The sequence below is a fragment of the uncultured Dialister sp. genome (assembly GCF_937959425.1).
Lineage (GTDB): Bacteria > Bacillota > Negativicutes > Veillonellales > Dialisteraceae > Dialister.
The window spans coordinates 14,718-41,143 of record NZ_CALGPS010000197.1 but is presented as its reverse complement, the minus strand read 5'-3'; the positions used below and the strand labels follow the sequence as shown (position 1 = coordinate 41,143).

The window sequence follows — 26,426 nt, the reverse complement described above, 5'->3', positions numbered from 1 at the left end:
AGGGGGAAGTCCCGCGAAGCGGGATAGGGGGTGGCCACCGGAGGTGGCCAATTCAGCAGAATGTTTAGCGCGATTTATGCAGCAGGAAGCTCATCCCGTAACGCTGACTTCATAATCATAGCCGCCTCTGGCGGCTATCCACAACCCTCAGCAGTGGAGCTGCTGTCAAACCTGAGAACCCTTGGGCCGTAGGCCCATCAATCTTAAGAACCTTTTCCCTGCTCCTTGAAACACAACCCTTCTACACAACCTGCGGCGAAGCCGCGCCCCTTTTTACTTGCGGCGTCAGCCGCCACCACAACCCTCGGGCCGGCAGGCCCGTCAAACCTGAGAACCTTAAGAACCTTCGGCCCGGAGGGCCGTCAACCCATAAAAAAAGACCGCTGCGGCGGTCTTTTTTGTATCTCAGCATTCCAAATCCAGTTCTACCGGGCAGTGGTCGCTTCCCATGATATTCGAATGGATGGAAGCGCCTTTGATGTGGTCTTTCCATACGCTGGAGACGAGGAAGTAGTCGATTCTCCATCCCACATTTCTTTCCCTGGCTTTGGCAAAGTAGCTCCACCAGGAGTAGGCATCCTTTTCATCAGGATGGAGGTGGCGGAAGGAGTCTGTAAATCCGGCAGAGAGGAGCTCACTCATGCGGCTCCTTTCTTCATCTGTGAAGCCGGCGTTCTTGTGGTTGGAAGCGGGGTTGGCGATGTCGATGTCCTCATGGGCTACGTTCAGGTCGCCGCAGAGAATGACCGGCTTTTCCTTCGCCAGTTTCGTCATGTATTCCTTCATGGCCTCTTCCCAGGTCATGCGGTAGGAAAGGCGGGCCAGCCCCCGCTGGCTGTTTGGTGTGTAGCAGCAGAGAAGGTAATGGCTGCCGAAGTCTGCGGTAATAAGCCGTCCTTCCTGGTCATGCTCCTCTATGCCCAGACCGTAGGTAACGGAGAGCGGTTCTTCCTTTGTGAAAATGGCGGTGCCGCTGTAGCCCTTTTTTACCGCGCTGTTCCAGTACTGATGGTATCCCGGCAGGTCCAGCTCAATCTGGTGAGGCTGCAACTTCGTCTCCTGCAGGCAGAAGCAGTCTGCATCCAGGGCGTTGAAGGTGTCCATAAAGCCTTTCTTCATGCAGGCACGAAGGCCATTCACGTTCCAGGAAATATATTTCAGTGTTTTCATAGGAGTCTCCTTATTTAAATAATTAGATATGTCAGTTCTATTATACAGGGAAGAGGAGATTTTGAAAAGGGTGATAACACGCCTTTGGCGTGTGGGTTTAGAGGGGGCAGAAGGTTCAAAGGGGGGCGTGCAGCCGCGAAGCGGCTGGGATCGAAGATCGGGATCCAGAATCGGGGAGGGCCGCCTGCGGCGGCAGGTGGTGGGCGTAAATAAGATTTACCGCTATCAATCTCCCCTTTTGTATAAATGGGGGAGACGTCGACTTTAGGCGACAGAGGGGGTGCATTTTACACCTTAGAAGGGGCGCCATTATGATAAAACCTTTACAACCGCCCTTACGGGCGATGGAAAAGCACTCCCCCCTTTTGGTGGCTGACGCCACCACCTTTCCCCCGCAAGCGGTGGCGCAATAAAGCTCCGCGAATCATTTTTCTCAAAAGTTGCTCTACATTAAGCACGGGTTGTAGTCCCCCCGCAAGCGGGGGGGGACAATAAATGTGGGAGCCTGAACCTTTGCATCAAAAAAAGAGGAAATCCGAAAATCCGGATTTCCTCTTTTCTATATCCCATCAGTTTGTCAGTGATCTCATGGGGGCGGGAATCTTTCCGCCGCGGTTGATGAATTCATCGGCCCGAAATTTGTTGATTTCCAGGACGGGGGCGTAGCCCATAAGGCCGCCGAACTGGACCATGTCGCCCGGTTTCTTTCCCGGTACGGGGATGAGGCGGGTGGCGGTGGTCTTGTTGTTAATCATGCCGATGGCTGCTTCGTCGGCGAGAATGGCGGAGATGGTGGAGGCGGGGGTGTCTCCGGGAATGGCAATCATGTCGAGGCCTACGGAGCAGACGCAGGTCATGGCTTCCAGTTTTTCCAGGCAGAGGCTGCCTTTTTCAACAGCTTCAATCATGCCCAGGTCTTCACTCACCGGGATGAAGGCGCCGGAGAGGCCGCCGACGCTGGAGGAGGCCATGAGGCCGCCTTTTTTCACGGCATCGTTCAGGAGGGCCAGGGCTGCTGTGGTTCCCGGGCCGCCGCAGCTTTCCAGTCCCATTTCTTCCAATACCTGGGCCACGCTGTCGCCGACGGCGGAGGTGGGGGCCAGGGAGAGGTCGATAATGCCGAAGGGGGCATGGAGTCTTTCGGTGGCTGCTTCTGCCACCATCTGTCCGAGGCGGGTAATCATGAAGGCGGTGTTCTTAATGGTGCGGGCTACTACGTTGAGCGGTGCGCCTTTTACGTCTTCCAGTGCTCTTTTCACTACGCCGGGGCCGGAAACGCCTACATGGATGGCGGTGTCGCCCTGGGTGATGCCGTGGAATGCGCCGGCCATAAAGGGGTTGTCTTCCACGGCGTTGCAGAATTCCACCAGCTTGGTGCAGCCATAGGCGTCCTGGTCCTTGGTGAGTTCAGCCGTTTCTTTTACCACTTCGCCCATCCGTTTTACAGCGTCCATATTGATGCCTGCCTTGGTGGAGCCTACAGCTACGGAGCTGCAGATGCTTTTTGTGGAGGCAAGGGCTTCAGGAATGGAGTCGATGAGGATTTTGTCGGAGGAGGACATGCCCCGGTCTACAAGGGCGGAGAAGCCGCCCAGAATGTCCACGCCCACTTCGTCCGCTGCCTTCTGCAGGGTCTGCGCAATGGATACATAGCTTGATGCTTTGATACCGCCGGCGATGAGGGAAATGGGGGTGACGGAAATACGGCGGTTGATAATGGGTACGCCGTATTCTCTGGAAATGTCATGGCTCACTTCTGTCAGATGCTCTGCCTTCGTGCAGATGGTGTCGTAAATCTTGCGATTCAGCGTCTTTTCATCATCGGAGACACAGCCTAAGAGGGAAATGCCCATGGTGATGGTGCGTACGTCCAGTTTGTTCTGGTCAAACATACGCTCCGTAGCTAGAATTTCTTCAATATCGAGCATGGCTCCCCCTTTCAGATGCGGTGCATGGCATAGAAAATATCAGCCAGCTGGGCCCGTACATCCACGCCCAGTTCTTTTCCCAGGGCGCCCAGGTCATCCTGCACTTCCTTCAGGGATCCTTTGGCCTTCTCCATGTCGCAGATCAGGACCATATCGAAAATATCACCTAAAATGGTCTGGGAAATATCAAGGATATTGATATTCTCCTTAGCCAGAGCGGCTGCTACGCCGGCAACAATGCCTACGCGGTCAGCACCGATTACGGTTACAACGATTTTTTTCATACATCTGCTCCTTCCGTTTTTTCTTTCCCATAGAAATCAGACTGCTGCAGCCCATTTTCCTGAAAAGCTTTTCTGCAGAATGTCTTTCCTCATTATAGCATAAATGGGGAGCGCCTGTGGCGCGATCGGGATCGGGGGGCCGGGGTGGCTGGTAGCTGGTGAGCTAGTGAGCTAGTAAAACCTTTACAACCTTCCTGGCGGGCGAAGGGAAAACAAGCCAACCGCGCCTTTGGCGCGAAGGGAATGCGGCCCCCTTTGGTGGCTGGCGCCACCACCTTTCCCCCGCTAAAGCGGGGGCACTATGGACGCTTACCAATGTACCACATGACTCTGCAGGAAAGCTTAGAGAGGTTTATTCTGCCCCCTGAATAGGGGGAAGTCCGGCGCAGCCGGATAGGGGGGTGGCCGCCTACGGCGGCCAAATCACCGTAGTGTTGGTTCATGCATATGATATTCAACGTATCAAGCCGTACTCAGCTAATTGCTAATTGCTAAAAGCTAACTGCTGTCGCCTCTACGCCAAGCGTTCCATTCTGCCGTAAGGCAGCATTCTACCGGGAGATTTGAGGGCTCAGTTTCACTGGATCCACGAAACTATGAGCTCCATACCGGCATGTACCTCCGCTCGAAATGACGGGGAGCTATAGTGACACAATGCAAACCCTGTCACGCTGACTATATAATCATAGCCGCCAAAGGCGGCTATCCACAACCCTCGGCGGCGAAGCCGCCGTCAAACCTAAGAACCCTTGGGCCGAAGGCCCATCAATCTTAAGAACTTTTTCCCGCGCCCTCCGGGCTTCTCAAATATTTCCTGTACAGATACACGCAGATGACCACAGACAGCAAAGATCCTGCAGGGGCAGCCATGCCCATGGGGAAGAGGGTATCCGGAAATAAAACGGAGGCGGCGTAGGTGCCGGGTATGCGGAAGGTGAAGATGGAGATGACATTGTGGAGGAAGGAGAAGGATGCTTTCCGGTAGGCGGCAAAGCAGCCGGAGAAGCAGAAGTGGACGCCGGCTATGGCGCAGTCGAAGACGTAGGAGTGGAAGTAGTCTATGCCCATGGCGATGACTCCGGGCTCGCCGGGGAGGAAGAGGGAGAGGATACAGCTTCCTTTCCAGTAGATGATGAAGATACAGAGGAGGCCGAAGGATACGCAGAGGGTGATGCCATAGCGTAGGCCCATCCTGCCTCGTTCGTGAAGGCCGGCGCCGGCATTCTGGGCAGCGGTGGCGGAGACGGTGGACATCATGGCCGAGGGGACGAGGAAGAGGAAGCTGATGATTTTTTCTACGATGCCTACGGCAGCGGCAGCCTCTACGCCGCGGCTGTTGGCGATGGCGGTGATGACCAGAAAGGAGACTTGGATGAGGCCGTCCTGACAGGAAATGGGAATTCCTATGCCCAAGATCTGGCGGGTCCATTTCTTTCCCGGCTTGAAATCTTCCATGGTCAGGTGGAGGGGAGATAGTTTATGCCGGAGGAATATCAGGGAAAGGATTACGCTCAGCCCTTCGCTGGAGAGGGTTCCCCAGGCGGCGCCGGCGGCGCCCATATGGTAATGACCGATAAGAAGGAAGTCCAGAAAGATGTTGAGCAGGCCGGCAATGGCGATGAAGGTCATGGGGGCTTTTGTGTTTCCCATGCCCCTGAAAAAGCTGCTGATGGCATTATAGGCAACAATCAGGGGAATCCCTGCAAAGCAGACGGTGAGGTAGGCTTTTGTATCCTCCATGGCTTCTGCCGGTGTCTGGAGGGCGGAGAGAATAAGGGGCATGAGAAGGAAGAGGAGAAGGGTGAGAAGAAAGGAAAGGGGAATGAAAAGGCAGGCGGTGCTTCCCATGAGGCGGAAGGTGTCTTTTTCTTTCCCTGCACCGAGACTGCGGGCGATGGATACGGCGCTTCCGATGGCAATGCCTGCGATGATGACGATGATCATGTGCATGACCTGGCTGCCGATGGAGACACCGGTGACAGGGGCGGCGCCGTAGTACTGGCCGGTGATGAAAAGGTCTGCCATGCCGTAGAAGGTCTGGAGGAAGCAGGCTGCCAGGTAGGGAATGGCAAAACGCATCATTTTAGGGAAAAGGGGGCCGCTGGTTAAATCGTTATGGAGAATCATAGGGTATCCTTAAGTAAAAAAGACATGATATTCTTATTTCAAAAGGATATCATGTCTCATTTGGAAAGTAAAAAGAAGAAAAAGGATTCATTCAGCACTTTTTTTCATGGAAATAGGTCATCATTCTTTCAAGAAGAGGGGATACATGGGAGGGGCGGTAAACCAGGCAGGTCCATTCGTCAAAGGCTGAGGGCAGGGGAAATGCATGAAGTCCGCTTCTGCTGCCCGGCTTTAAGGGCAGGATGGAAAAGCCCCGGCCCAGGGACAGCTGCAGCAGCTGCTCGGTATAGTTTTCCACCTGCAGAGTTTCCGAGAAGGAAACGTGGTAAGCGGCTTGAAATTTATCCCTGCAGGTGTGGATGTAGGCCGGATTGGATGTTTTGGTAAGGAAGGGGAGGCAGGAGAGGATGGCGGGGATAACTTTCAGCCTATCCGCATGGCTTTCGGCACATACAAGGCACTGGGAAATCGGGGTAAGGGGCATGGTGGCGAATTTTTTTGGAAAAGAAATGGCTTCGGGGCCGATAATGCCGTCCAGTATCCCTTCATCCAGCTTTTTTTCCAGTTCCGCCGTGGGGGCTGTGTGGTAGGAAATCATCATATCGGGACAGGCCTTTTGGAAATCCGGAAGGAAATCAATGCCCTGATATTCCTGACAGGCCAGTCCCAGTATACATTCCTTGTTCTTGTCGGCCAGGGAATTAAGGAGGCTTTTATAGGAGGCGCTGATCTGCTTCATACCTTTATAAAACCGTTTTCCCTCTTCCGTGAGGGAGAGGCCGGAGCGGGAGCGGATGCAAAGGGGGCATCCTGTTTCTTTTTCCAGCCCCGCCATGTACTTACTCATGGTGGTCTGGCCGATGTGACATTTTTCTGCTGCTTCCGTAAGACTGTCCGATTCGGCGGCTGCAAAAAAGTAATGAATTTTGTTGATATCCATGATTTCCTCCCTGAAAACTTTCTTTCTGCATTATATCATTTGGAAAGGCGCTTGGGAAAAGGGGCTGACAGCCTTTTCACGGTGGTGAAATGCCAGCGTAAACTTTACACTTCGGAACTTCCCGGTCTGCATTCAATTTATGACCATTCTGTGATACAATAAATCAGTTGTGATGATTTAGATTTGTAAGAGAATTTATCAATATATAAAGGTGTCAAATCCATGAAACATATAAAAAATGATTCCGAGAGAGGTACTCGGGTGACGAAGAAAAACATGAAGGAAGCCTACAGGAAGAATCATATTTCTTCCCCTCTCAAGAAGGAGAGTCCCGGCCACTGGAAACGCTGGTGGGCCATAGCCACCCTTCTTCCGTTCTGCCTGGCCTTTTTCCTGTCCTGGTATTTTGGCGCCCCCGGAGGCTATGAGCCCTTTTCCCAGGTGAAGGTGTTCCTTCTTTTCCTGCAGGTAGGCTTTGTGACTGCCTATTTCCTTCGGCACCACTTAAAGAAGGCGGCTGTCCATCTATGGCTTACCATCGTTTTTTTGTGGGCTCTGTCGCTGATTGTGCCGTATCTGGCATCCCAGACCGATGTGCTTCTTGATATGTCTGACGTATCCGGCGAACTGTCCACGCCTCTCTATCTCTTTGTGTCCTGTCTGTCAGCGGCCTGGATTCTGCCGGGGAAGGCCAGGATGATAGCCCGCATCGCCTGCGTCATCCTGATTATTCTTTATATCCTTATCCAGTTTACCTACATCGGCTATTATTTTATCACCCATTCCCTCATTTCCATCAATATGCTGCTGGCCCTGGCCCAGACGAATGTGGCGGAGACCATGGAGTATATCGAGGTGAATATTCCCTATGCAGAAATCGGGGCCGGTGTGGCAGCCCTTCTCATTCTGGGCTGGCTCATTTTCAAGGCAAGCCGGTTCAGTTTCAACCGGGAGCAGGTGTCCCGGAAGACCTGGTTTGCCATGCTCCTCCTTTTCTTCGTGAATGTGGGTCTCTGTGCCCTTTCTATCGGCGGCACCCGCCTGGCCCATGTATATTATGAAACCTATGAAACGCTGCACAGCTTCTCAGATTTCCAGAAAATGGTGAATGCGCGTCGTCATATGCACATCAGGGACAAGGACATCGTCCGTCAGCTGAAGGCGGCGCCGGACGGGGTGTATGTCCTCGTTATCGGTGAATCGCTGACCAGGGATCACATGAATGTGTACGGCTATTCCCGGGAAACTACCCCCTTCCAGTCGGCGGCAGTGGCAGATCCGCACTACCATTTCTTCAACCACGCCTACTCCTGCTATACCCAGACGGTGCAGGTGCTGACGGAAGCGCTGACAGAGAAGAACCAGTACAATGACATGGATCTCAAAAATGCGTACTCCATTATCGACCTGGCAAGGGAAGCGGGATTTAAGACCACATGGATTTCCAACCAGTCCCGCTTCGGTGTATGGGATACGCCCATTGGCGCCATCGGCTCTGCCTGCGATGACCAGTACTGGATCAATTCCTATGTAGGCACCGATGTGGTAACAAAAGATTACGACACCGCTCTCATTCCCTATCTTCGGAAAGTGGACCCTAATAACCGCCGCCAGCTGGTGGTAGTGCACCTCATGGGCAGTCACGTAAGCTACTGGGACCGCTATCCCTCTGAGTTCTACCACTGGCCCAGAAATCCGGGAAATACAAGAAGCACGGCGGAAATCATGAATGATGAGTACGATAATTCCGTTCTCTTCAACGACTACGTCATGGAAAACATTATGAACGAAGCCACCAACTGGCTCCACGCCGACGGCGTCCTCTACTTTTCCGACCACGGTGAACAGGTGACCGAAAGACCGGGACACAATGCGGACCAGTTTGACTACACCATGGTTCATATTCCCTTCTGGATCTACACCTCCGACGCCTACCGGGCTTCCCATCCCCTGGAAGTGAGAGCCATGATGGAAAGAAGAAACATGCCCTTTTCCAACGACATGCTCTATGACACCTTCATGGGCATGATGGGCCTCACCGCCGCCCGCTACGACCCCACCGCCGACATCCTCTCTCCGAGCTTCGACAAGGACGTCACCACTTTGATGACCATGTACGGCAACGTGATGATTAGAAACGACGTGGAACAGCTGGGAAGCGACCAGGAATTTATGGATAAGGAATGGAACAGGAAAATCGAAGAAAAAGCTCGGGCCGAAGGAAATAGAAACTTCGACTGGAACAGCTTCCATAAAGTAGACATAGCCGCCACGCCCATGCCGGAAGTAGAAAATTCCGGCACCAGCCAGGAAGATTGAGGAGGCCGAAGCGAGGCTGTGGGGTGTGATAGTGTACTAGTGAGCTAGTAAGCTAGTAAAACCATACAACCGCCCTGACGGGCGAGGGAAAACAAGCCACCGCGCCTGTGGCGCGTGGAAATGCGGCACCCCCCTTTGGTGCCTTACGGCACCACCTTCCCCCCGCTGAAGCGGGAGGACTATGGACGCTCAGCATTGTGCCACAGGAGTCTACAGGAAAGCATTGAGAGGTTTATTCTCCCCCCCCTGAATAGGGTGGCAAGCGAACACGATTCGTAGGGGAGCGGTAGCGACCTGAGAATCGTGTGAGACGCTTTCCCGTGGAGGGAGTCCGGCGCAGCCGGATAGGGGGGGCCAATTCAGTGACATGTTTAGCGTGAATTAAGTAACAGGAAGGCAAGCGCGTAACGCAGGCTCCTTTCTCAGAAAGGAGCTGGGCGGAGCCCTGAGGATAGGTCTTGAGATAGCTCCAAGCCACTATGAGCCGTCTTAGGCCCCTTCAGGGCCTCGGATTTTCTGCGAAAATCCGCTATCCTCCGTCGCCTGCGGCGACACCCCCTTCCAAAGGAAGGGGGCTAACGTACTCCGTCATGCAGCACTGGCGACACTAATAATGGTAAGCACGTAACGCTGACTTTATATTCATCGCCCGACAGGGCGGTACCACAACCCTCAGCAGCGGAGCTGCTGTCAAACCTAAGAACCTTTGGGCCGTAGGCCCATCAATCTTAAGAACCTTCCCCTATGAACCCGAGCTGCAAAGGGGCCCCTTTGTGACAAACAGGCAGGGCTGTGATACTATAAGAGAATACAGAATCCCATTACATACAATTTCCCATGATGAAGAGGAGGATATATGAGGCTTCGCAGGAAACCGTGGATTGATGAAGCAATCAAAGATTATACAGACATTCTTTACCTGGAGGAACCTACTGACAGGAAAGGGGAATGGCGCAGTGTTTTTCCCCATCCGGAAAATGAGCTCCATGTGGAGTTTGGCACCGGAAAGGGGCAGTTTATTTCCGGCATGGCCTCTATTCACCCCGATGTGAATTTTGTGGGCATGGAGGTGCAGGAGGGAGTTATTTACTATGCAGCCAAGAAGACGGCGGAGAAGGACCCGCCTCTCACCAATGTGCGCCTCATTCTGGGAGATGTCAGCGAAATTCTGAACATTTTCGGCGAAGGAGAGGTGGATGTGATTTATCTCAATTTCAGCGATCCCTGGCCGAAGAAGCGCCATGCCAAGAGGCGGCTCACTTACAGGGATTTCCTGAAACGGTATGCCCTTATTCTGAAGGAGGGCGGAGAAATCCGTTTCAAAACTGACAATAAGGATCTTTTTGATTTTTCCATTGAAGAATTTAAAGCCATGGGCTGGGAACTTTCCCAGGTGACCTACGACCTTCACGCCGCTCCGGTGGAAGGGGATGTAGAAACGGAGTATGAGGAAAAGTTCTCCAGAAGGGGGAATCCGGTATGTCGTCTCGTAGCGAGACGCCCCTGATTGATACAAAGTATGCGCCTCGGGCATTGCAGAAAATGTTCATTGTGGCAGGAATACTGATTATCCTGGGGGCCTTCAATGTATATAGCTCCACCTATTATATGAATATGGAATCCGGCGCCAGTCCCTACAGCCATATTATCAGGCATCTGGTGTTTCTGGCGGTCAGCCTGGTCTTTGCTTTTGTGCTGTCCCGGATTAATTACCATGTTATTAAGAAAGGGGCTGTTCTCTGGTGCCTTGGTACCATAGGGCTTCTTCTTCTGGTGATGGTGGCAGGCCGCACGGTGAATGGCGCCACCCGCTGGATTTCTTTGGGGCCCGTGTCCCTGCAGCCTTCGGAAATAGCCAAGGTTACAGGACTCATATGGGCGTCGGCTTATCTTTCCAAAAAGGTGGATGCCCATGCAGGTATGTCCATTATGGGCCATCTGTTTCTCCCGCTGGCTGCTCTTTTTGTCCCGTCCCTGAAGAAGCAGAAGGGCGCCTCCTTTTCCGGCCTGTTCCATTATTTCACGCCTTTTTACATGCCCCTTATCATGGCCCTTCTCGTCCTGAAGCAGCCGGACATGGGCACCGCCGGCATGATCCTTATCTTTCCGGGGCTTCTCTACATTATTGCAGGCATGCCCTTTCTTGAAATTGTGATTTCCATGGGAGCAGCCTTTGTAATCTTTATCGGCCTGGCTGTGATAGCTCCCTATCGTATGGCCCGGCTGGTGGTGCTCCTTCATCCCGAGCAGTACGCCCAGGGCATGGGGTACCAGACCATGCAGAGTCTTATTGCTGTAGGCTCCGGCGGCGTGCTGGGGCAGGGCATGGGACAGGGCTTTTCCAAATTTCTTTACCTGCCTGAGCAGTACACCGACTTCGCCTATGCTGTATTCAGCCAGGAATATGGGTTCGTAGGCTCGGCGGTGGTGCTCTGTCTCTATATGGCCTTCATGCTCTACGGCCTGTCGGTGGGAAGAAAACTGAAGCAGACCTATCCCGCCCTTTTGGTATATGGCCTGACCCTCCTCATTTCAGTACAGGGGCTGGTAAATATTGCCATGGTTATCGGCTGGTTTCCCGTCACCGGCATCCCTCTGCCCTTCATCTCCTTCGGAGGCACCTCCCTTCTCATGAACATAGCCGCCCTGGGTCTCATCTGGGGCACCGCCACCCAGAGCCTTCGGGAATATGATGAACAGGAAAGAAGAAAACGGATTGCCGCTATGGAAGGGCGCCCACTCTCCTTCGGCGAACTGTCTGGCTCCGTCTACGGCTCCTGGTGAAGGCATATAAAAAGGCTGTGAAGAAATGATTTCCATTTTTTCACAGTCTTTTATTTTATAGAGGAAATAAAATGACACGAAATATTTCACTTAAGGTATACGTTTTCTTCAAAGAAGAATCTCTTCCCGCATCGCTGATTAAAAAAGGGGCTGACTCCCTTCAGGGAAAAGGGGTGGATGTATCCATTTCCTTTAACAGGGAAACGTCGGAAGAAGAAATAAAAAAGATAAAAGAAAACACCGTCCTTGCCATTTTTGACACCCCGGAAAAAGCAGGCCGCTTCGCCTTCCTTGCAGGGAAAGCGGGCAAAAAAGGCCTCGCCCTTTCCGGCAGGAGCGCCTATGGAATAAGCCTTGAAGAAGAAAATATACTCTCCTTCTTCCAAAATGAAGAATTCCACTCCGCATTCTTCTATGCAGCAGACTGGGCTTTTCCTGTCATATCCGACAGCGCCCCTGATCAGGAAAGAGAACCATTCCTTCTTTCCATTTACCGGGGCCTTATGCTCTATGCCGCAGGAAAAGAAAATACCCTCCTGGCAGCCATGGACAGGGGGAGACGGTAGGCGGGACTGGGATTGGGACAGGGATCGGGTTAATTTAGTGGCTAGTGGCTGGTGGCTGGTCCCTAGTTACTAGCTACAAGCTACAAGCAACAAGCTACTAGTCCCTGACTGCTGGATTTCTCAGGGGAAGAGGACCACGTCAGTGTTGGAAGGGAGCGCCTTCGGCGTTCGGGATCGAGGATCGGGGGCCCCGCCTGCGGCGGCAGGTGGTGGACGCCTTTTGGAAATATAGGGGCGCCAGTATGATAAAACCTTTACAACCGCCCTTACGGGCGAGGGAAAAGAGTTTCCCCCCCTTGCCCGCTTTGCGGGACTTCTCCTAAAGGGAAGCGTGTCACTGGATTCTCAGTCGCCCAAGGGCTCCCTACGAATCCACTTCCCTTGCCACCCCTCAAGCGGTGGCAGAACAAAGCTCCGCGAATCATTTTTCTCAAAAGTTGCTCTACATTAAGCACGGGTTGTAGTCCCACCGCACAGCGGGGGAAGGTGGTGCCGTAGGCACCAAAGGGGGAAAAGCCACTGCGAAGACCCTGCATAGGGCCTTCGAGTCAGCCAAAATTGGCCCTTAGCCTGCCCATAAAAGGGCCTTCCTTTTAACTGGCTGACCGTGCGTGGCTAACTCACCGCCATGTTTAGAGTGGCTTATGTGACAGAAAGGCATTCCCGCAACGCTGACTTCATACTCATCGCCGCGAAGCGGCGATACCTTTCCCTCTGAACCCTCTGAACCCTCTAAACCCTTTGAACCCTCTGAACTTTTGAGCCTTATACCAAAGACCTGACGCCCCTATCCTCCGTCGCCTGCGGCGACACCTCCTTCCTATGGAAGGAGGCTATAAAATGCGGCTGTGCCGCCACCACAACCCTCGGGCCCGGCGGGTCCGTCAAACCCAAGAACCTTTGCACCGACAGGTGCATCAAACTTTAGAACCTTTCGCGCCCAAAGGGCGCAGAACCCGGGGCCACTCCGTGCCACCTTTTACCCTCTGAAATACCTCTTTGCCAATGACCAGGCGAATCCGAAGGATTTCTGAAAGAGCCAGAGGTAAAGGGCTTTCCTGGGGTGGAGGAGCCAGTAGGCTTTGGTAATGGGGGAGAGGGGTTTTAAAATTTCCTGCGTGGACGGATCAGCAGCCGTTTTAGCGGTTATGGCTTTCTTGGCCTTTGGTTTCATTTTTCCGGAAACCAGGGCTGCAGCCAGAGCGAGGAGCAGTGCTTTCATCAGTTTGTTCATGATTATCCCTCCTGTGAAAACCTTTATATCTTATCTTAATCATAGCAGATTCGGGAAAAGAGTTCAAAAACGGGGACTTTATAAATTTTTTGTTTCTATCTCGCCTCTTGTGGTATACTTTTTAGGGAAGCACCGCTTTCCTGAGGGAGATTTCCCTTTTACTACTTATGAATGCTGGAGGATTTTATGAACGCTGATTCCAATGTACTTCTTTTGCCTTTGTGCTTTTTCGGATTATACATGATTCTGGAGGCGGCGGACTGGGGGCTCTGCCTTTCTGCGCCCCTGGTATGCCGCAGTCGGGAGGAGAACCGGGCACTGCTTGGACTTCTCCGCCCCTGCCTGGATGGCAACGAACTTTGGTATTTTCTGGGGCTCTTTATGATGGGGGCGGCTATTCCCGGCATTTCTGACAGTGTGTTCCATTCGGAAAACATTGTCCTCATTGTACTGGTGGCTGCCGGTGCCCTCCTCCGCATGGCTGCTTCTCTCCTTAGAAACCAGTTTTCTTCATCCGGTGTTATGAAATTGATTTCTGCCTTTTCCTATGCGGCACTGGCGGTGATGGGACTTGCAGGATCATCACTTCTTATGGATGACGGATCCAAATTTTCCGTCCTTGGTGTTTTCTGCGCTCTATGGGTGATTCTGGCTGCTTTCCAGCTGGGTACCCTTTACGGAGCGGTGAAGGCGGTGAACCCGCTGGCTGAACGTTTCCGTGCCGCTTTCCTGGTATCCAGCGTGTTGAACGTGGTGGTGTACATCATCCTGGCCATCCTTTTGAAGAGCCATGCCGGCGATTCCAATACCTACGGCAGTTTCTTCTGGATCAGTCTGGTGGCCACAGCTATCCTGTTCGCCCTATCCTTCCTCCTGACCCGCATGCGTCATGTAAAGGTGGGGCTGGCAGCGGCTTATATTTCCTCTTTCTTTGCCATTGCTATTTACCTTTCCGCCTTTGCTGCCGTTCTTCCCAACATTTTTACTGTGGAAACCGCTTCCCTGAAACAGGCCATGGACGGCATGCCCGGCACAGCCCTTCTGGTGATCGCCCTGGTGTGGAGCCTGGGCTCTTTCCTGTGGCGGCAGATCCGGAAAAAAGAATATTACGAATGGAAAGATCATATTTAAGGAAGGTGTATTTACATGGGTGAACTTTTTAAGACACAGCATACCATCGATGAAATGCTGGACCGCATGGGTGTGAAAATCGTGCTGGACTCGGAACATCTGACAGAAGAAGATAAATTCGAGGCGGAAAAGCAGGGATCTTCCGTGGTACTGAAAAAAGTGGAAAAGAAGGATTCCGATCATAAGGAATGAAAACAAAAAGCAGGCCGGCGCCTGCTTTTTTATTGCATTTTTGCTTCCCGCCATCGTCGCCGTGCAGCGGCTATCCGCCACCTCTGAACCCTGTGAACCTTTTGGACCCTCTGAACCCGGGCCACTCTGTGGCCCCATGAGGAATCCTTTCCTTCAACTCTCTGAAACTATATTCCTACTGGAACAATTATTCTACTTTGTGGTATAATGAATTAAGAAAAAATGTTCCAGGGAGGAAATCATGGATATCGGAGATAAGCTTGATATATTGGCGGACGCGGCAAAATATGATGTATCCTGTTCATCCAGCGGTTCTTCGCGAGCCAGTGCGGGAGGTTTAGGAAATGGTCACAAAAGCGGTATCTGCCATACATGGACAGCAGACGGACGATGTGTATCCCTTTTAAAGATACTGATGACCAATTCCTGTATTTATGACTGCGAATACTGCGTGAACCGGAGAAGCCATGATACGAAAAGGGCCATGCTGACGCCGGAAGAAATCGTCATGCTGACCGTGGAATTTTATAAAAGAAATTATATTGAAGGCCTTTTCCTTTCTTCCGGCATCATCCGCTCTCCCGATTACACCACGGAGCTTCTCATCAAAACAGCCAGGCTCCTAAGGGAGAGGGAACATTTCAACGGCTATATCCACATGAAGGGAATTCCCGGCACGGACAGTGCGCTTCTTGATGAACTGGGGCGGTACGTAGACAGGGTAAGCGTGAATATAGAGCTCCCCTCTGAAAAATCCCTTCGTCTTCTGGCGCCGCAGAAAACAAAGACGGCCATCCTGGCACCTATGCGTTTCTTTAAGGAATCCATAGAAGCCCACAGGGAAGAAAAGAAGCATTTTAAAAAAGCGCCTTCCTTTGTGCCTGCCGGCCAGACCACCCAGCTTATTGTAGGTGCCAGCGGGGAAAGCGACCGTCAGATTCTGCTTCTCACCCAGGGGCTCTACCGGAAGGCGGACTTGAAGAGGGTATACTATTCGGCCTATGTGCCGGTGATGAAGGGAAAAAATCTGCCAGCCCTCAAAAGGCCGCCCCTTTCCCGGGAGAACAGACTTTACCAGGCTGACTGGCTCCTTCGGTTTTACCATTTCCAGGCAGAAGAAATCCTTACGCCGGAAGAACCGGATTTTGACGAGGAGCTGGATCCCAAGTGCACCTGGGCTCTCCGTCACCGGGAGCTTTTTCCTGTGGAAATCAACAGGGCGTCCTATGAAATGATTCTCCGGGTGCCCGGCATTGGCGTGAAAAGTGCCCTGCGTATCATCCGCCTCAGGAGGTATGGAAATCTTTCCTTTGATGATTTGAGGAGGGTGGGGCTGGTGATGAAAAGGGCCCGCTATTTCATCACCGTTAACGGAAGGTACTATGGCGGATTTGCCATTGATGATAAGAATCTAAGGAATCATCTCATATCAGAGACCGCAGCCAGGGAAGTGCGGGAGATGAGCCTTTTTGATACTCAGGTATAGGGAAGCACTGATTCATACATAGAGTTTGTTCTTAGAGAAATTTTTATGCACTGCTTCGTCGCAGTGGATAAAAGAACGGGAATAAAAGCAGACAATAATCAGCGCTTTCCCGGGGTGGTGAAACTAAACTATGCATTTTATCTATGACGGCACCTATCCCGGCTTTCTGACAGCGGTGTATGAGATTTATCATTTCGGCACCGGAAAGCTGGAAGATATCAGAAGGGACGAAGGGGAATCATCCCTGTTCGGTATGACATACCTGGTGGATACCCGGCTTTTAAAAGCGGAAAAAGTGGCTTCTGCCTTTGAGAAGAAATGCGGGAAAAGAGCCATGGGCTGGATGTACCGTGCCTTCCTTTCCAATTTTGAAGGCAGGGAAATGAAGATTTTCTTTTTTATGAAGGAAGGATTTAAGCTGGGAAAGAAAATCTATACCCGGCAGAAAGAGCCCTGGGTGCAGGACATCCTTTCCATGTGCCGGGCAGTGGGCAATGAAACGGAAAAATTTCGGGGCATCCTCCGCTTCAGTGAGCTGGAGGACGGCACCCTCTATGCGGTCATCCGTCCGGATCATTTCATCCTTCCCCTGCTGGCCGTCCATTTCAAGGACAGGCTGCCCGGCAAACGCTGGGCCATCTATGACAGCCGGCGCCGGGAAGCGGCGGTTTATGAAAATGGCCGGGTTTCCATTGTACAGATGGAACAGGTGCCGGAGCATATGAGATACAGCTCGGCGGAGGAGGATTTCAGACAGCTCTGGAGAAACTACTATCGCCATATGGGAATTGAAGACAGACGAAATCCGGCGGAAAGAATGAATTTCCTGCCTAAAAAGTACTGGCCCTGTCTCACGGAAATGGAAGATTCCTATAACCGTGGAGACCTGCCTCTCAAAGGACTGGATGAAAAGAAGCGGCCCGGAGCAGGAAAGACGATTTCCCAGGATGCGCTGGAAGATGTGCTTCATGCGGTGGAACTCCGCCTCCAGGAAGGGGACTGCGGTCATGGCAAAAAGCAATGATTCCTTTCAGGGGGCAGGCGGATAAATTATATCCAATAACATAAGTTCTGCCTCGCACCATCTTTATTTCTACCGCAGCAGAGGGGATTGGAGAAATCCGGTCCAACGATAGTACACCTTATTACGTTAGGAAATTGCACGTCTCAGAGTCTCAATAGAATCCCAAGCATCTGTTATCCATATTCACCTGCAGCACCGCCTTAAATAACAGAGAGACCGGCAGCTGGCGGTCATTTGGAAATTTCCGTGAAAATTAATGAATACAAAAGAGGCTGTGGAAAAATGTCCAGTCATTTTTCCACAGCCTCTATGCATCAATCAGTGCTTTCTTTCATATCTTCTTTTTACTTGTCATGAAATGAAGGCATTCATAGGCTGGGCGGAGATTGTCAGGAATGATATCCGGATTTTGCGCAGCCTTTGTAGTTCCTGCTTCAGCCGATGTCCGGTAGTACCACAGCTTGTAATCCACCACCGCCATCATTTCCTTGAGCTCCTTTTCCTTCTCTTCCAGCACTTCTTTCTGGCGGGCGAGGATGGCAAGCCGGGTATGGATGGTTTTGTCTCCGTCGTCGGGGAGATTCATGAAGACTTTGATGTCCTTCAGGGAAAGCCCCGTCTTTTTGAGACACTGAACCAGACGGAGTCTTTCTATATCCTCTTCCCGGAAAAGGCGCATGCCGCTGGAAGAACGCTTCAGATTAGGGATGAGCCCCTCCTTGTCATAATAACGGACGGTGGAAACAGGAATTCCCAGAATTTCGGCAGCTTCGCCGGCAGTATACAGCATAATACCACTCCCTGATAAAAAATACTTGACTTGAAGTTCACTTTAGCTTGTAGAATAAGCTATCATAGATTTTATGTCAATAGGGATTGTTATATTTTTCTGGATCATAGATAAGGAGTAAAAGAAATGAAAAGAAAATGGATGGCTGCGGTACTGGCCCTGGGCCTTGCTGCCGGTATGGCAGGATGCGGAAACCAGTCCGCTCCTTCTTCCCGTCAGGCCTCTTCCGGCCCGGTTTCAGAAAAAATGAAACCCTATAACCTGCACCAGGTGGTGGCAGAAAATAACGAAAAAGGCAGAACCATTATGTGGGAACTGCCTTCGGGGAATGATAATTCCCTGGAATACAGAAAAAAGGGGACTGATACGGTCTACACCGTTCCTGCGTCCGGTGAACCGCTGGAAGGAAATCGGGGTATCAAAAACGGCATTGTATATACGGCAAAGCTGGATAACCTGGAAAAGGGAGAAGCCTATGAGTACAGAACCAGGGAAGGAAACAGTGTAAGTGCCTGGTATCCTCTTTCCACCGATGACGGCGGCTCTTTCAAAGCCATCGTCACCTCCGACTCCCAGAGCTCCGACTATAGTGACTGGGAAAACCTGATTCACCATGCATCAGATGCTCATAAGGATGCGTCATTCATGATTGCACTGGGGGATCTGGTGGACAATGGAGACGATGAATACCAGTGGCAGACCTGGTTTAAGAGTGTAGAACCTACCCTCTCTCGCATCCCCGTGGCGCCGGCCCTTGGAAACCACGAAGCCTACTCCCTGGACTGGAAAAATCATATGCCAAACCGCTACCTGACCCATTTCACCCTGCCGGATAATGGAAATAAAGACTTGAAAAACCACTACTATTCCTTCGACTGGGGCGATGTGCACTTTACAGTGCTGGATACATCACTTTATGAAGAAAAAGAGTGGCTGCCGGATCTTTATGAAAAGGAAAGGACATGGCTGGAAAAGGATTTGAAAGGTACAAAGAAAAAATGGAAAGTGGTGCTCATGCATAAAGACCCTCTGCAGTATGGATTTGCCGATGAAAGCAGACCTCACAGGGAAGAAGGATTTTCCGAAGAAGGGGAAATCTTCATGCCCCTCTTCGATACCTGCGGCGTAGACCTTGTCATCTCCGCTCATCTCCACACCTACCGCGACCGAGGTCATATCTATGACTTTAAACGTTCCGAAAAAGGACCGGTTTATGTTATCGACGGTCTCTCCGGCAACGTCCGCTACCCAGAACTGTGGAAAAAACACGAACTGGATGAATACGTGGCACCCCAGCCGGAAACGGATAACTATTCCATCTTGGAAGCAGACAGGGATACACTGACCCTCACCGGCTACCTTCCCGATGGGACAAAACTCCATGAAACCGTAGTGAGGAAAGGAGAACAGGGATAGGAGATAGAAGAGAGAAGAGAGAGGTTAGAAATCAGAAATCAGACTTTCTGTCGGCTGTCCGCTGCTCACTGACCGCCTTGGTGGGCATGCAGCCGCAGAGCGGCTGGGATCGAAGATCGGGGGCCGCATGACGGCGCAGATCTAGTGGCTTGTGGCTGGTAGCTGGTGGCTGGAAAAACCATACAACCGCGCCTAACGGTCAGTCGATTAAAAGGAAGGCCCTTTTATGGGCAGGCTATGGGCCAACTTCGACTGACTTGCACATTCTCTGCAGAATGTGCACAGCGCGTGGAAAATAAGGCACCCCCCTTTGGTGCCTTACGGCACCACCTTTCCCCGCTAAAGCGGGGGCACTATGGATGCTTGCCAATGTGCCACATGACTCCTTGGGAAAGCATTGAGAGGTTTATTCTCCCCCCTGAATAGGGGGGAGTCCGGCGCAGCCGGATAGGGGGTGGCCGCGGAAGCGGCCAATTCACTGCCATGTTTAGTATGATTTATGCAGCATAAAGGAAATCCCGTAACGTAAGGCTCCTTTCTCCGAATGGAGCTCCGCGGAGCGGTGAGGATAGGCCTTTCTCCAGCAAAGGCATCGCCTGCGGCTATAGCATTACTTCATGTAGCACTTGTGACACATGATGGAAGAACGTAACGCTGACTTTATAATCATTGCCCGAAGGGCAATCCACCACCCTCGGCCCGCAGGGCCGTAAACCCTCCCCTCTGAACCTTCTGAACCCGGGCCACTCCGTGCCACCAAAGGGCCTGCCCCCTTTGGTGCTGACGCACCACCTTCCCCCCGCAAGCGGTGGGACTATAAATGGGGGAGGAACCCTCTGAACCCGGGCCACTCTGTGGCCCTTATTTATTTCTCATTCACAATTTTCCAGTTCCGAAGGAGGACTTTCTTCCCTCTCCAGGCAAAGGCGTAATTTTTATAAGTTTTATCGAAGCTGCGGTTAGACAGGGATTCCATCATTTCTCCGGTGAGAAGGGGAATCCTTTTTTCATGGATTTCCGGCAGGGGAGAGGGGGGTGCTTTTCGATTATAGGGGCAGCAGTTCTGGCAGGCGTCGCAGCCGAAGATAAGAGGCGTTTTTTTGATGATTTCCTTTTCCTCTTCCTCCAGGTCTTCTTTTTTCTGGGTGAGGTAGGATTTACAATGCCATGGATTGAAGGGCTCTTTCCCTATGATTTTACCCGGGCAGGCATTTTCACAGAGACGGCAGTCACCGCAGGAAAGGGTAAGAGGATTGTCGGGAGTGAGGGAAATTGTGGTGAGGATGGCGCCGATGGTGACGCAGGAACCGTATACCGGATGGATGAGGCAGTGGTTCCTGCCGAAGAATCCTAATCCCGCCGCATAGGCAAGCCATCGGTCCACCATGGGGGAGGTATCGGTAAGGGCTTTGAATTCTTCTTCCGGATAGATGGATTTCATGTGGTTTATGATATTTTCCATGTACCGGTGATTGGTGCGGTGGTAATCTTCAGGGCGGGCGTACAGGGCAATATTTCCCATTTCCTTTTCTTCTGTCTTATAGGGGAAAAGGATGACGAAGAAAGACATGGCGCCGGAAAGGAGAGCTTCCGGGGTCATTCTTTTTTCTATTTCTTCCGGTGCAAAGGGGACAGGCCCGGTAAGGGACAGTTTTTTCGATAGCTCGTCAGAAAAATGAACACTGCAGGCGCCGCAGGCTGTAAGACCCAGAGAGCGGGCAGTTTCCTGAAAAATTGTTTTCGGATTCATGATATTTCCTTAATGAAATAATAAAAAACGGCGCTTGGGAAAAGCGCCGCAGGGTTATTTAACCATTCGCTTGGCCAGAAGTTCGCTTACTCTTTCCGTAGGCATATCATCGCTGTCATAGAGAAGGCCTTTGGGGCTCTTAATGATGAGCCGGTCCATCAGGTTCTGGCTGATAAGGTCATTGGTAGCCGACAGAAATGCCATGCATGCCTTGTCATGATAGTCTTTCGTAATCAGTCTGGACAGCCCCGGCGCTTTCAGCCGCTGCTGGAGGAAGAGCTGGTGAATGGCTTTCCAGCTTTCTTTCTTCGGGCATGCCCGGAGGAGCACGCAGATTTCATAGCCCATGTCCTTAAGGTAGGAAATATATTCCAGGGTATGGGATACATTTTCCAGAGATCCTTCCTGCAGGATGTGGTATCTTCCTTCTGCCGCCTTTTTCATGGTGAGGTCCGACAGGTACCTGCCCTGTTCCATGGAAAAGCAGGCGCAGTACTGGCCGTATTTTTTCATCAGCTCCCGGAAACGGGGATGAAAGCCGCGGAAATTGTCGCCCATGGACTGGATGATATTTCCGCCGTATTCCTCGATAATCATGGAAGACATCCGCGTTTTACCGGATCCCGGCTGGCCTGCAATGATAAAGGCCATGGGATGTTTCTGATTTCCGGCTTTGTTTTCACGGACAGAAGGCCATACGGTCTTTTCAAAAAGGGCATCCATTTCGTCCTTTTCGAAGGCGCTTTCCTTCTCAACAAGCTGGCGGGAAAACTTGGCATTTACCGGGCGGAAAATCTGGTCTGCCATGTACCGGGTCTCTATATTATAGGCTTCCTGGAGCATGCTCACCTGGGTGGACATAGGAAGACCATGTCCTTTGCGGAGCTCAATGAGTGACATCTCGCGGATGGTGGTGCGCCAGAGACTATAAAGACGGGACTCGTCAGCCCTGTCAATTTCCACTTCATCTTTCATAGTCCAAAGCAGGTTATGAATGGTGGTGAAAATCTCCGCATTCACTTCCAGTTGTATTCCCATAGGGGTAATTTCCGCTGATTCACTTAGTTCGCTGATTGTCCGCTCGTCATAGGGCATAGCCTGACCAACTCCTTTGCTAAATACATATATATTCTTCTCAATCATAACAAAGTGCAGGGAATTTGTCTATGAAAGAAATAAAAGGGTCGACTTTGTCGGCCCCCGGCTCAAAAGGTGCAGAAGGTGAAGCGGGTTCAAAGGGTGGTGGCAGGCGTGCAGCCGCGGAGCGGCTGGGATCGAAAATCGGGATCGAGGATCGGGGGACCGCCGCCCACTGTCATCCTCGCCAGCGAAGGATCTCGGTACGCTTAGTAAGTATTGCCAATGGCAGTAAATACCAGTCGGCGGGGCGGCTGTATTCCCGGAGGGGCTTGCGCCTTCGGCGCAGAGGGGCGTATGGCATCCATCGGGCCTTCGTCTCTCGGTGCCAAGGGTTGCGTCGCTGTCGCTCAGGGGGCAAAGGCCGTGGTGTGGCGCCTTCTAATTCATTGAAGGCGCCATTATGATAAAACCTTCACAACCGCCCTGGCGGGCGGGGGGAAAAGAGGCCCCCCCTTTGGTGGCTTGCGCCACCACCTTTCCCCCCGCTGAAGCGGGGGGCTATGGACGCTTGCTGTTGTGTTACATGACTTTGCGGGAAAACATAGAGGGGTTATATTCTGCCCCCTGAATAGGGTGGCAAGCGAACTTGGTTCGTAGGGAAGCAAAGCGACCTGAGAACCAAGTGAGACGCTTTCCCGTGGAGGAAGTCCGGCGCAGCCGGATAGGGGGTGGCCGCGGAAGCGGCCAATTCACCGTAGTGTCAGTTTGTATATGATACTCAACGTATCAAGCCGTACTCAGCTAATTGCTAAAAGCTAATTGCTGTCGCCTCTACGCCAAGCACTCCTTTCTGCCGCAAGGCAGCATACTACCGGGGAGATTTCTCGGCTCCCTTTCGCTGGCCCCATGAATCTATGGGATTATACCGGCTTGTACCTCCGCTCGAAATGACGGGGCAGCTATGGTGACACAATGCAAGTCCCGTAACGTTGACTTTATGATCAATGCTGCCTTCGGCGGCAATCCTTCCCCTTTGAACCCTTTCTACACAACCTTTCTCTACACAACCTTTCTACATAACCTGCGGGCCCTCCGGGCCCGCCCCCTTTGGTGCTGACGCACCACCTTCCCCCCGCAAGCGGTGGGACAATAAGTGAGGGGGAGGGAACCCTCTGAACCCTCTGAACCCTATCTCTTCAATTTCCCCAGATCCACCGCCTCCGGCGTTTTCAAAAGGGGTGATGCATTCCAGGGGTGGTCGTATTTCACCAGACATTCGGTTACCGTTTCATAGGCTGCCTGGGCCAGGGCGGCTCCCAGCTCTGAGAAGGGGCCGGCGTCGGTGAAATGAGGGCCTTCGGGGTCGGTGATGAAGGTGATGCCGTCGGTGCCTGTTCCGGTGGCAGGAAGGCCGTTATTTACATCCGCAATGCCCAGGTCCTGGAGGGCGGCGGTTTTTCCTTCTGTCAGGGTGATGAGAGCCCTGGCCATAATGCCGTCGGGAAGGCTGCCGTGAATGAGGACTATCATGTTAATAGTTCCCAGGGGAGCAAACTTCCCCTTTTCTTCCCTGTAGAGGGCAGGGGAGGAGGCGCGGCAGGCGGTTTTTTCCACGCCGCCGGTGGTAATGGCTTCCACCAGTACAGGGCCTGCTTTTATGGTTTTATGGGAGAACAGGTTAACTTTGGCGGCGGTGAGGAGGACGGCGCTTTCTTCCGGAACGGCTCCTCTCTTCAGGGCGCAGAGTTTGAGGTAGGAGGATACGGAGCCTCCGGGGAAATCTTTTTCCGAGGGGTAGAAGGCGGTGAGCTTCCGGTTCAGGGCGTATCGTATATTTCTGAATCCACCGCCGTAAATGGCCGTGGACAGGGAGCGATGAGGACGGTCAAAGGTAACCATAAGTGTTTCCGGGAATAGGAGGAGACGGCTGCCCGGCATGGAAAGCTGGATTTCTTTCATAGGATACTCCTTTAACATTTAAATGATAAAATCATTATACTATGTATGATGAAAAGAAGCTTGGCACTCCTGTCATTGAAGTGAGGGGGAAAATATGATACCATGTAACTGAATTTATCTAATTTGAACAGAACGAGGAGATTTCATGGTTATTATTCCTTATATAGTACTGGCTGCGGTGGCAGCGCTTTTCTTTGTGGTCTCTTATTTTGTTATCTGCGGATTTCCCCAAAAGAAGGGGAAGGCGGAAAAAGCGAAGGCAGCTGTCAGTGAGGCTGAGAAGAAGGAAAATATAGAAAAGCCTTCCTTTGACCATAGGGATGATTCTATGGATGATGCTACCCGCATTATTCCGGTAAAGCCCCGCCGTCAGGCACCGGTCCGCTTTGATGACGAGGAGGAAAAGACAAAGGTCTTCACCAGAAAGGATTTCGGCGAATCGAAAGAAAAGGATGCTTTTTCTTCTTCCAGCGGCAAAAGCCCTTTCCCGCCGGAACCGGAGCCCCATGTATTTACTGCCCAGCCGGACCTGAATTCTCTGGAAGAATATTTTGTCCGTCATTTCCTGAACCGCTATGGAGCCGTTTCTTCCACTGTGGAGCAGGATACAAGAAGGGTGACCCAGCATTTGATCGAAGGCCTTCAGATGAAGAGCCGGGAGGCTGTGGATACGCTTACCCATATTATGGTGCAGGAGGCCATGCAGAATGCCCAGCGCACCTATGTAATGATGCCTACGCCTACGGTTTTGGAAATAGTTACCGATGCCTTTTCCGATGTGGCCAGAGGCAGCCGTTCTGATACGAAGACCATTCTTGCCTATGATGCGCTGAAGGCCATGCCCCGCATGGAGGAAAGCGAGTTCCATGCGCTGGCGCTGCTTCTGATTTTCCATTATTCCAGAAATACGGACAATGTGGACGCAGACCATTTGAAGAAATATACGGATAAGTATATCACGCCTTTCCTCTACAAACTGCCTGACGAGTACACCGGCTACCAGCAGCTTGAATATCTGCACTGCGTGTCCCTGTCTAATAAGGATATTCCTTTTGGACAGGTGCTTCATGATTCCTATCCCTTCATTTTCGCCTTCCGCGGCTGCATGAAGAGTGAACTGGCTTCTGCCTATTCCTCCTGGCCGGAGGGCACTATCGTGGCCAGCCTCTATAATTCCTATGTGAAGCCGGCGGCGGTGGATGAATCTACCCTGTCCGGACTGTTTGACGACATGGGCATGGATGATGAGGTGACCAGAAGGAGTGTTCTTGCATTGGTGGAATCCCGTCCTGTTACCTATGACAGAAAGGAAATGGGATATATTCTGGGCAAGGTTTCGCCCAATCTGCAGAAGCTGCAGGATATCTGGGATAACAGCATGATTCGCCGTTCGTCCCTCACCCTTATGGGCATGTATATTGCCAAGATCTGCATTCGGGAAACCATAGGGGAGGATTTTGACCTCAGCCACTGGATGTAATTCTTTTGAGCGAATAAGGACAGCCGGCAGGCAGTGCTTCTCGGAAAATATTTAAAATCTGCCGCCCTGCGGCGGATTTTCTTTTTTGAAAGGTGGGATACCATGGGTATTTTTGATATCATTGGACCGGTGATGGTGGGTCCTTCCAGCTCCCATACCGCCGGCGCCGCCCGCATCGGGCAGACTGCCAGAGCTATCCTTGGGGAGCCGGTAAAGGAAGCCAGGATTACTCTTTATGGCTCTTTTGCCAAAACCGGCAAGGGCCATGGTACGGACCGGGCCCTGGCGGCAGGGCTCATGGGATATGCGCCTGACAGCGGCACTATCCGGGATGCTTTGAATATTGCGAAACAAAGGGGAATTGATATTTCATTCTATCTTTCAGAAGAGGATATGGGTCATCCCAATGTAGCCAAAATCGATGCCAACGGCATCCACGGCGCCCATGTGTCCGTGGTGGGCCGCTCCCTGGGCGGCGGGCGTATTATGGTGACCAGCATTGACGGCTATGATGTGGAAATCACGGGGGAAGAATATACGCTTCTCACCCGTCATAATGATAAGCCCGGCGTGGTGGCCAAGGTATGCGAGGAACTGGCTAAAGAGCAGATTAATATTTCCACCATGCGTCTTTTCCGTAAAGGGAAGGGCAGCGAAGCGGTGATGATTATCCATACGGATCAGCCGGTACCGCCGGATGTGGCGGAAAAGGTGAAGAATTCCAACGAAAACATTACCTATGTCATGGCGCTGGATATTATTTAAG

The 26,426-nt window shown here is 51.9% G+C and carries 21 protein-coding genes; 11 read left to right on the top strand and 10 right to left on the bottom strand.

What is annotated here, in order from left to right; genetic code table 11:
• Positions 1 to 405: 405 nt before the first annotated feature.
• The 5 genes from Q0482_RS08360 to Q0482_RS08340 all read right to left on the bottom strand — a co-directional run bounded on the left by Q0482_RS08360 (position 406) and on the right by Q0482_RS08340 (position 6,449).
• Positions 406 to 1,161, bottom strand: coding sequence for an exodeoxyribonuclease III (locus tag Q0482_RS08360; RefSeq protein WP_299145403.1), 756 nt, complete (start codon positions 1,159 to 1,161; stop codon positions 406 to 408).
• 578 nt (positions 1,162 to 1,739) lie between these two features.
• Positions 1,740 to 3,098 carry a PFL family protein gene (locus tag Q0482_RS08355; RefSeq protein WP_299145401.1) on the bottom strand — a complete coding sequence of 453 codons (1,359 nt, stop codon included), beginning with the start codon at positions 3,096 to 3,098 and terminating at the stop codon, positions 1,740 to 1,742.
• An 11-nt stretch (positions 3,099 to 3,109) separates the two neighbouring features.
• Entirely contained in the window at positions 3,110 to 3,382 is a 273-nt protein-coding gene (locus tag Q0482_RS08350; protein WP_291056427.1) for an ACT domain-containing protein, read from the bottom strand.
• A 771-nt stretch (positions 3,383 to 4,153) separates the two neighbouring features.
• Positions 4,154 to 5,509: an MATE family efflux transporter gene (locus tag Q0482_RS08345; RefSeq protein WP_299145400.1), complete on the bottom strand. Its 1,356-nt coding sequence runs from the start codon at positions 5,507 to 5,509 to the stop codon at positions 4,154 to 4,156.
• 91 nt (positions 5,510 to 5,600) lie between these two features.
• On the bottom strand, positions 5,601 to 6,449 hold the full coding sequence (locus Q0482_RS08340; RefSeq protein WP_299145398.1) for a LysR family transcriptional regulator: 849 nt from the start codon (positions 6,447 to 6,449) through the stop codon (positions 5,601 to 5,603).
• Positions 6,450 to 6,671: 222 nt separating this feature from the next.
• Between Q0482_RS08340 and Q0482_RS08335 the strand changes: the two genes are divergently transcribed.
• The 4 genes from Q0482_RS08335 (at position 6,672) to Q0482_RS08320 (ending at position 12,118) form a co-directional block, all read left to right on the top strand.
• On the top strand, positions 6,672 to 8,768 hold the full coding sequence (locus tag Q0482_RS08335) for a phosphoethanolamine transferase (protein WP_299145396.1): 2,097 nt from the start codon (positions 6,672 to 6,674) through the stop codon (positions 8,766 to 8,768).
• A gap of 856 nt (positions 8,769 to 9,624) precedes the next feature.
• A complete protein-coding gene (trmB, locus tag Q0482_RS08330; RefSeq protein WP_299145394.1) occupies positions 9,625 to 10,275 on the top strand; it encodes a tRNA (guanosine(46)-N7)-methyltransferase TrmB in 651 nt (216 codons plus the stop codon).
• Positions 10,248 to 11,552, top strand: coding sequence for an FtsW/RodA/SpoVE family cell cycle protein (locus tag Q0482_RS08325; protein ID WP_299145392.1), 1,305 nt, complete (start codon positions 10,248 to 10,250; stop codon positions 11,550 to 11,552). Before trmB ends, Q0482_RS08325 begins: the two co-directional genes overlap by 28 nt.
• A 71-nt stretch (positions 11,553 to 11,623) precedes the next feature.
• Positions 11,624 to 12,118, top strand: a complete 495-nt coding sequence (locus Q0482_RS08320; protein ID WP_299145390.1) for a hypothetical protein — start codon at positions 11,624 to 11,626, stop codon at positions 12,116 to 12,118.
• 979 nt (positions 12,119 to 13,097) lie between these two features.
• Here Q0482_RS08320 and Q0482_RS08315 read toward each other — a convergent pair.
• Positions 13,098 to 13,352 carry a hypothetical protein gene (locus tag Q0482_RS08315; protein WP_299145388.1) on the bottom strand — a complete coding sequence of 85 codons (255 nt, stop codon included), beginning with the start codon at positions 13,350 to 13,352 and terminating at the stop codon, positions 13,098 to 13,100.
• 186 nt (positions 13,353 to 13,538) lie between these two features.
• Here Q0482_RS08315 and Q0482_RS08310 point away from each other — a divergent pair, with 186 nt between their 5' ends.
• The 4 genes from Q0482_RS08310 (at position 13,539) to Q0482_RS08295 (ending at position 17,185) form a co-directional block, all read left to right on the top strand.
• Positions 13,539 to 14,483 (top strand): cytochrome d ubiquinol oxidase subunit II, encoded by a 945-nt coding sequence (locus Q0482_RS08310; protein ID WP_299145386.1) that lies wholly within the window; start codon positions 13,539 to 13,541, stop codon positions 14,481 to 14,483.
• A 15-nt stretch (positions 14,484 to 14,498) separates the two neighbouring features.
• On the top strand, positions 14,499 to 14,675 hold the full coding sequence (locus Q0482_RS08305; RefSeq protein WP_291057994.1) for a tryptophanyl-tRNA synthetase: 177 nt from the start codon (positions 14,499 to 14,501) through the stop codon (positions 14,673 to 14,675).
• A 241-nt stretch (positions 14,676 to 14,916) separates the two neighbouring features.
• Complete coding sequence (locus Q0482_RS08300) at positions 14,917 to 16,161, top strand: putative DNA modification/repair radical SAM protein (protein ID WP_299145384.1); 1,245 nt, start codon at positions 14,917 to 14,919, stop codon at positions 16,159 to 16,161.
• A 130-nt stretch (positions 16,162 to 16,291) separates the two neighbouring features.
• Positions 16,292 to 17,185 carry a TIGR03915 family putative DNA repair protein gene (locus Q0482_RS08295; RefSeq protein ID WP_299145383.1) on the top strand — a complete coding sequence of 298 codons (894 nt, stop codon included), beginning with the start codon at positions 16,292 to 16,294 and terminating at the stop codon, positions 17,183 to 17,185.
• A gap of 331 nt (positions 17,186 to 17,516) precedes the next feature.
• Here the strand turns inward: Q0482_RS08295 and Q0482_RS08290 are convergent, their stop codons facing one another.
• Positions 17,517 to 17,975: a MerR family transcriptional regulator gene (locus Q0482_RS08290; RefSeq protein ID WP_299145381.1), complete on the bottom strand. Its 459-nt coding sequence runs from the start codon at positions 17,973 to 17,975 to the stop codon at positions 17,517 to 17,519.
• 126 nt (positions 17,976 to 18,101) lie between these two features.
• Between Q0482_RS08290 and Q0482_RS08285 the strand changes: the two genes are divergently transcribed.
• Positions 18,102 to 19,391, top strand: a complete 1,290-nt coding sequence (locus Q0482_RS08285; protein WP_299145379.1) for a metallophosphoesterase family protein — start codon at positions 18,102 to 18,104, stop codon at positions 19,389 to 19,391.
• A gap of 865 nt (positions 19,392 to 20,256) precedes the next feature.
• On the opposite strand, the gene Q0482_RS08280 is transcribed toward Q0482_RS08285, so the two are convergent.
• From Q0482_RS08280 to Q0482_RS08270, 3 genes are all read right to left on the bottom strand, one after another.
• Positions 20,257 to 21,141 (bottom strand): QueG-associated DUF1730 domain-containing protein, encoded by an 885-nt coding sequence (locus Q0482_RS08280; RefSeq protein ID WP_299145377.1) that lies wholly within the window; start codon positions 21,139 to 21,141, stop codon positions 20,257 to 20,259.
• A gap of 54 nt (positions 21,142 to 21,195) precedes the next feature.
• The gene (locus Q0482_RS08275; RefSeq protein WP_299145375.1) at positions 21,196 to 22,179 is read right to left on the bottom strand and encodes a zeta toxin family protein; all 984 of its coding nucleotides are present in this window, start codon (positions 22,177 to 22,179) and stop codon (positions 21,196 to 21,198) included.
• A 1,230-nt stretch (positions 22,180 to 23,409) separates the two neighbouring features.
• Positions 23,410 to 24,180 (bottom strand): adenosylcobinamide amidohydrolase, encoded by a 771-nt coding sequence (locus Q0482_RS08270; RefSeq protein ID WP_299145373.1) that lies wholly within the window; start codon positions 24,178 to 24,180, stop codon positions 23,410 to 23,412.
• Between the two features lie 145 nt (positions 24,181 to 24,325).
• Between Q0482_RS08270 and Q0482_RS08265 the strand changes: the two genes are divergently transcribed.
• Together Q0482_RS08265 and sdaAB are read left to right on the top strand one after the other, a co-directional pair.
• Entirely contained in the window at positions 24,326 to 25,660 is a 1,335-nt protein-coding gene (locus tag Q0482_RS08265; RefSeq protein ID WP_299145371.1) for an LPO_1073/Vpar_1526 family protein, read from the top strand.
• 102 nt (positions 25,661 to 25,762) lie between these two features.
• A complete protein-coding gene (sdaAB, locus tag Q0482_RS08260; protein ID WP_299145369.1) occupies positions 25,763 to 26,425 on the top strand; it encodes an L-serine ammonia-lyase, iron-sulfur-dependent subunit beta in 663 nt (220 codons plus the stop codon).
• Position 26,426: the final 1 nt, after the last annotated feature.

What these genes read in the sequence shown, in the direction of transcription:
- Q0482_RS08355 (WP_299145401.1), bottom strand. Translation starts at nt 3,098, where the DNA reads ATGCTCGATATTGAAGAAATTCTAGCTACGGAGCGTATGTTTGACCAG.
- Q0482_RS08350 (WP_291056427.1), bottom strand. Translation starts at nt 3,382, where the DNA reads ATGAAAAAAATCGTTGTAACCGTAATCGGTGCTGACCGCGTAGGCATT.
- Q0482_RS08345 (WP_299145400.1), bottom strand. Translation starts at nt 5,509, where the DNA reads ATGATTCTCCATAACGATTTAACCAGCGGCCCCCTTTTCCCTAAAATG.
- Q0482_RS08340 (WP_299145398.1), bottom strand. Translation starts at nt 6,449, where the DNA reads ATGGATATCAACAAAATTCATTACTTTTTTGCAGCCGCCGAATCGGAC.
- Q0482_RS08335 (WP_299145396.1), top strand. Translation starts at nt 6,672, where the DNA reads ATGAAACATATAAAAAATGATTCCGAGAGAGGTACTCGGGTGACGAAG.
- trmB (WP_299145394.1), top strand. Translation starts at nt 9,625, where the DNA reads ATGAGGCTTCGCAGGAAACCGTGGATTGATGAAGCAATCAAAGATTAT.
- Q0482_RS08325 (WP_299145392.1), top strand. Translation starts at nt 10,248, where the DNA reads ATGTCGTCTCGTAGCGAGACGCCCCTGATTGATACAAAGTATGCGCCT.
- Q0482_RS08320 (WP_299145390.1), top strand. Translation starts at nt 11,624, where the DNA reads ATGACACGAAATATTTCACTTAAGGTATACGTTTTCTTCAAAGAAGAA.
- Q0482_RS08315 (WP_299145388.1), bottom strand. Translation starts at nt 13,352, where the DNA reads ATGAACAAACTGATGAAAGCACTGCTCCTCGCTCTGGCTGCAGCCCTG.
- Q0482_RS08310 (WP_299145386.1), top strand. Translation starts at nt 13,539, where the DNA reads ATGAACGCTGATTCCAATGTACTTCTTTTGCCTTTGTGCTTTTTCGGA.
- Q0482_RS08305 (WP_291057994.1), top strand. Translation starts at nt 14,499, where the DNA reads ATGGGTGAACTTTTTAAGACACAGCATACCATCGATGAAATGCTGGAC.
- Q0482_RS08300 (WP_299145384.1), top strand. Translation starts at nt 14,917, where the DNA reads ATGGATATCGGAGATAAGCTTGATATATTGGCGGACGCGGCAAAATAT.
- Q0482_RS08295 (WP_299145383.1), top strand. Translation starts at nt 16,292, where the DNA reads ATGCATTTTATCTATGACGGCACCTATCCCGGCTTTCTGACAGCGGTG.
- Q0482_RS08290 (WP_299145381.1), bottom strand. Translation starts at nt 17,975, where the DNA reads ATGCTGTATACTGCCGGCGAAGCTGCCGAAATTCTGGGAATTCCTGTT.
- Q0482_RS08285 (WP_299145379.1), top strand. Translation starts at nt 18,102, where the DNA reads ATGAAAAGAAAATGGATGGCTGCGGTACTGGCCCTGGGCCTTGCTGCC.
- Q0482_RS08280 (WP_299145377.1), bottom strand. Translation starts at nt 21,141, where the DNA reads ATGAATCCGAAAACAATTTTTCAGGAAACTGCCCGCTCTCTGGGTCTT.
- Q0482_RS08275 (WP_299145375.1), bottom strand. Translation starts at nt 22,179, where the DNA reads ATGGGAATACAACTGGAAGTGAATGCGGAGATTTTCACCACCATTCAT.
- Q0482_RS08270 (WP_299145373.1), bottom strand. Translation starts at nt 24,180, where the DNA reads ATGAAAGAAATCCAGCTTTCCATGCCGGGCAGCCGTCTCCTCCTATTC.
- Q0482_RS08265 (WP_299145371.1), top strand. Translation starts at nt 24,326, where the DNA reads ATGGTTATTATTCCTTATATAGTACTGGCTGCGGTGGCAGCGCTTTTC.
- sdaAB (WP_299145369.1), top strand. Translation starts at nt 25,763, where the DNA reads ATGGGTATTTTTGATATCATTGGACCGGTGATGGTGGGTCCTTCCAGC.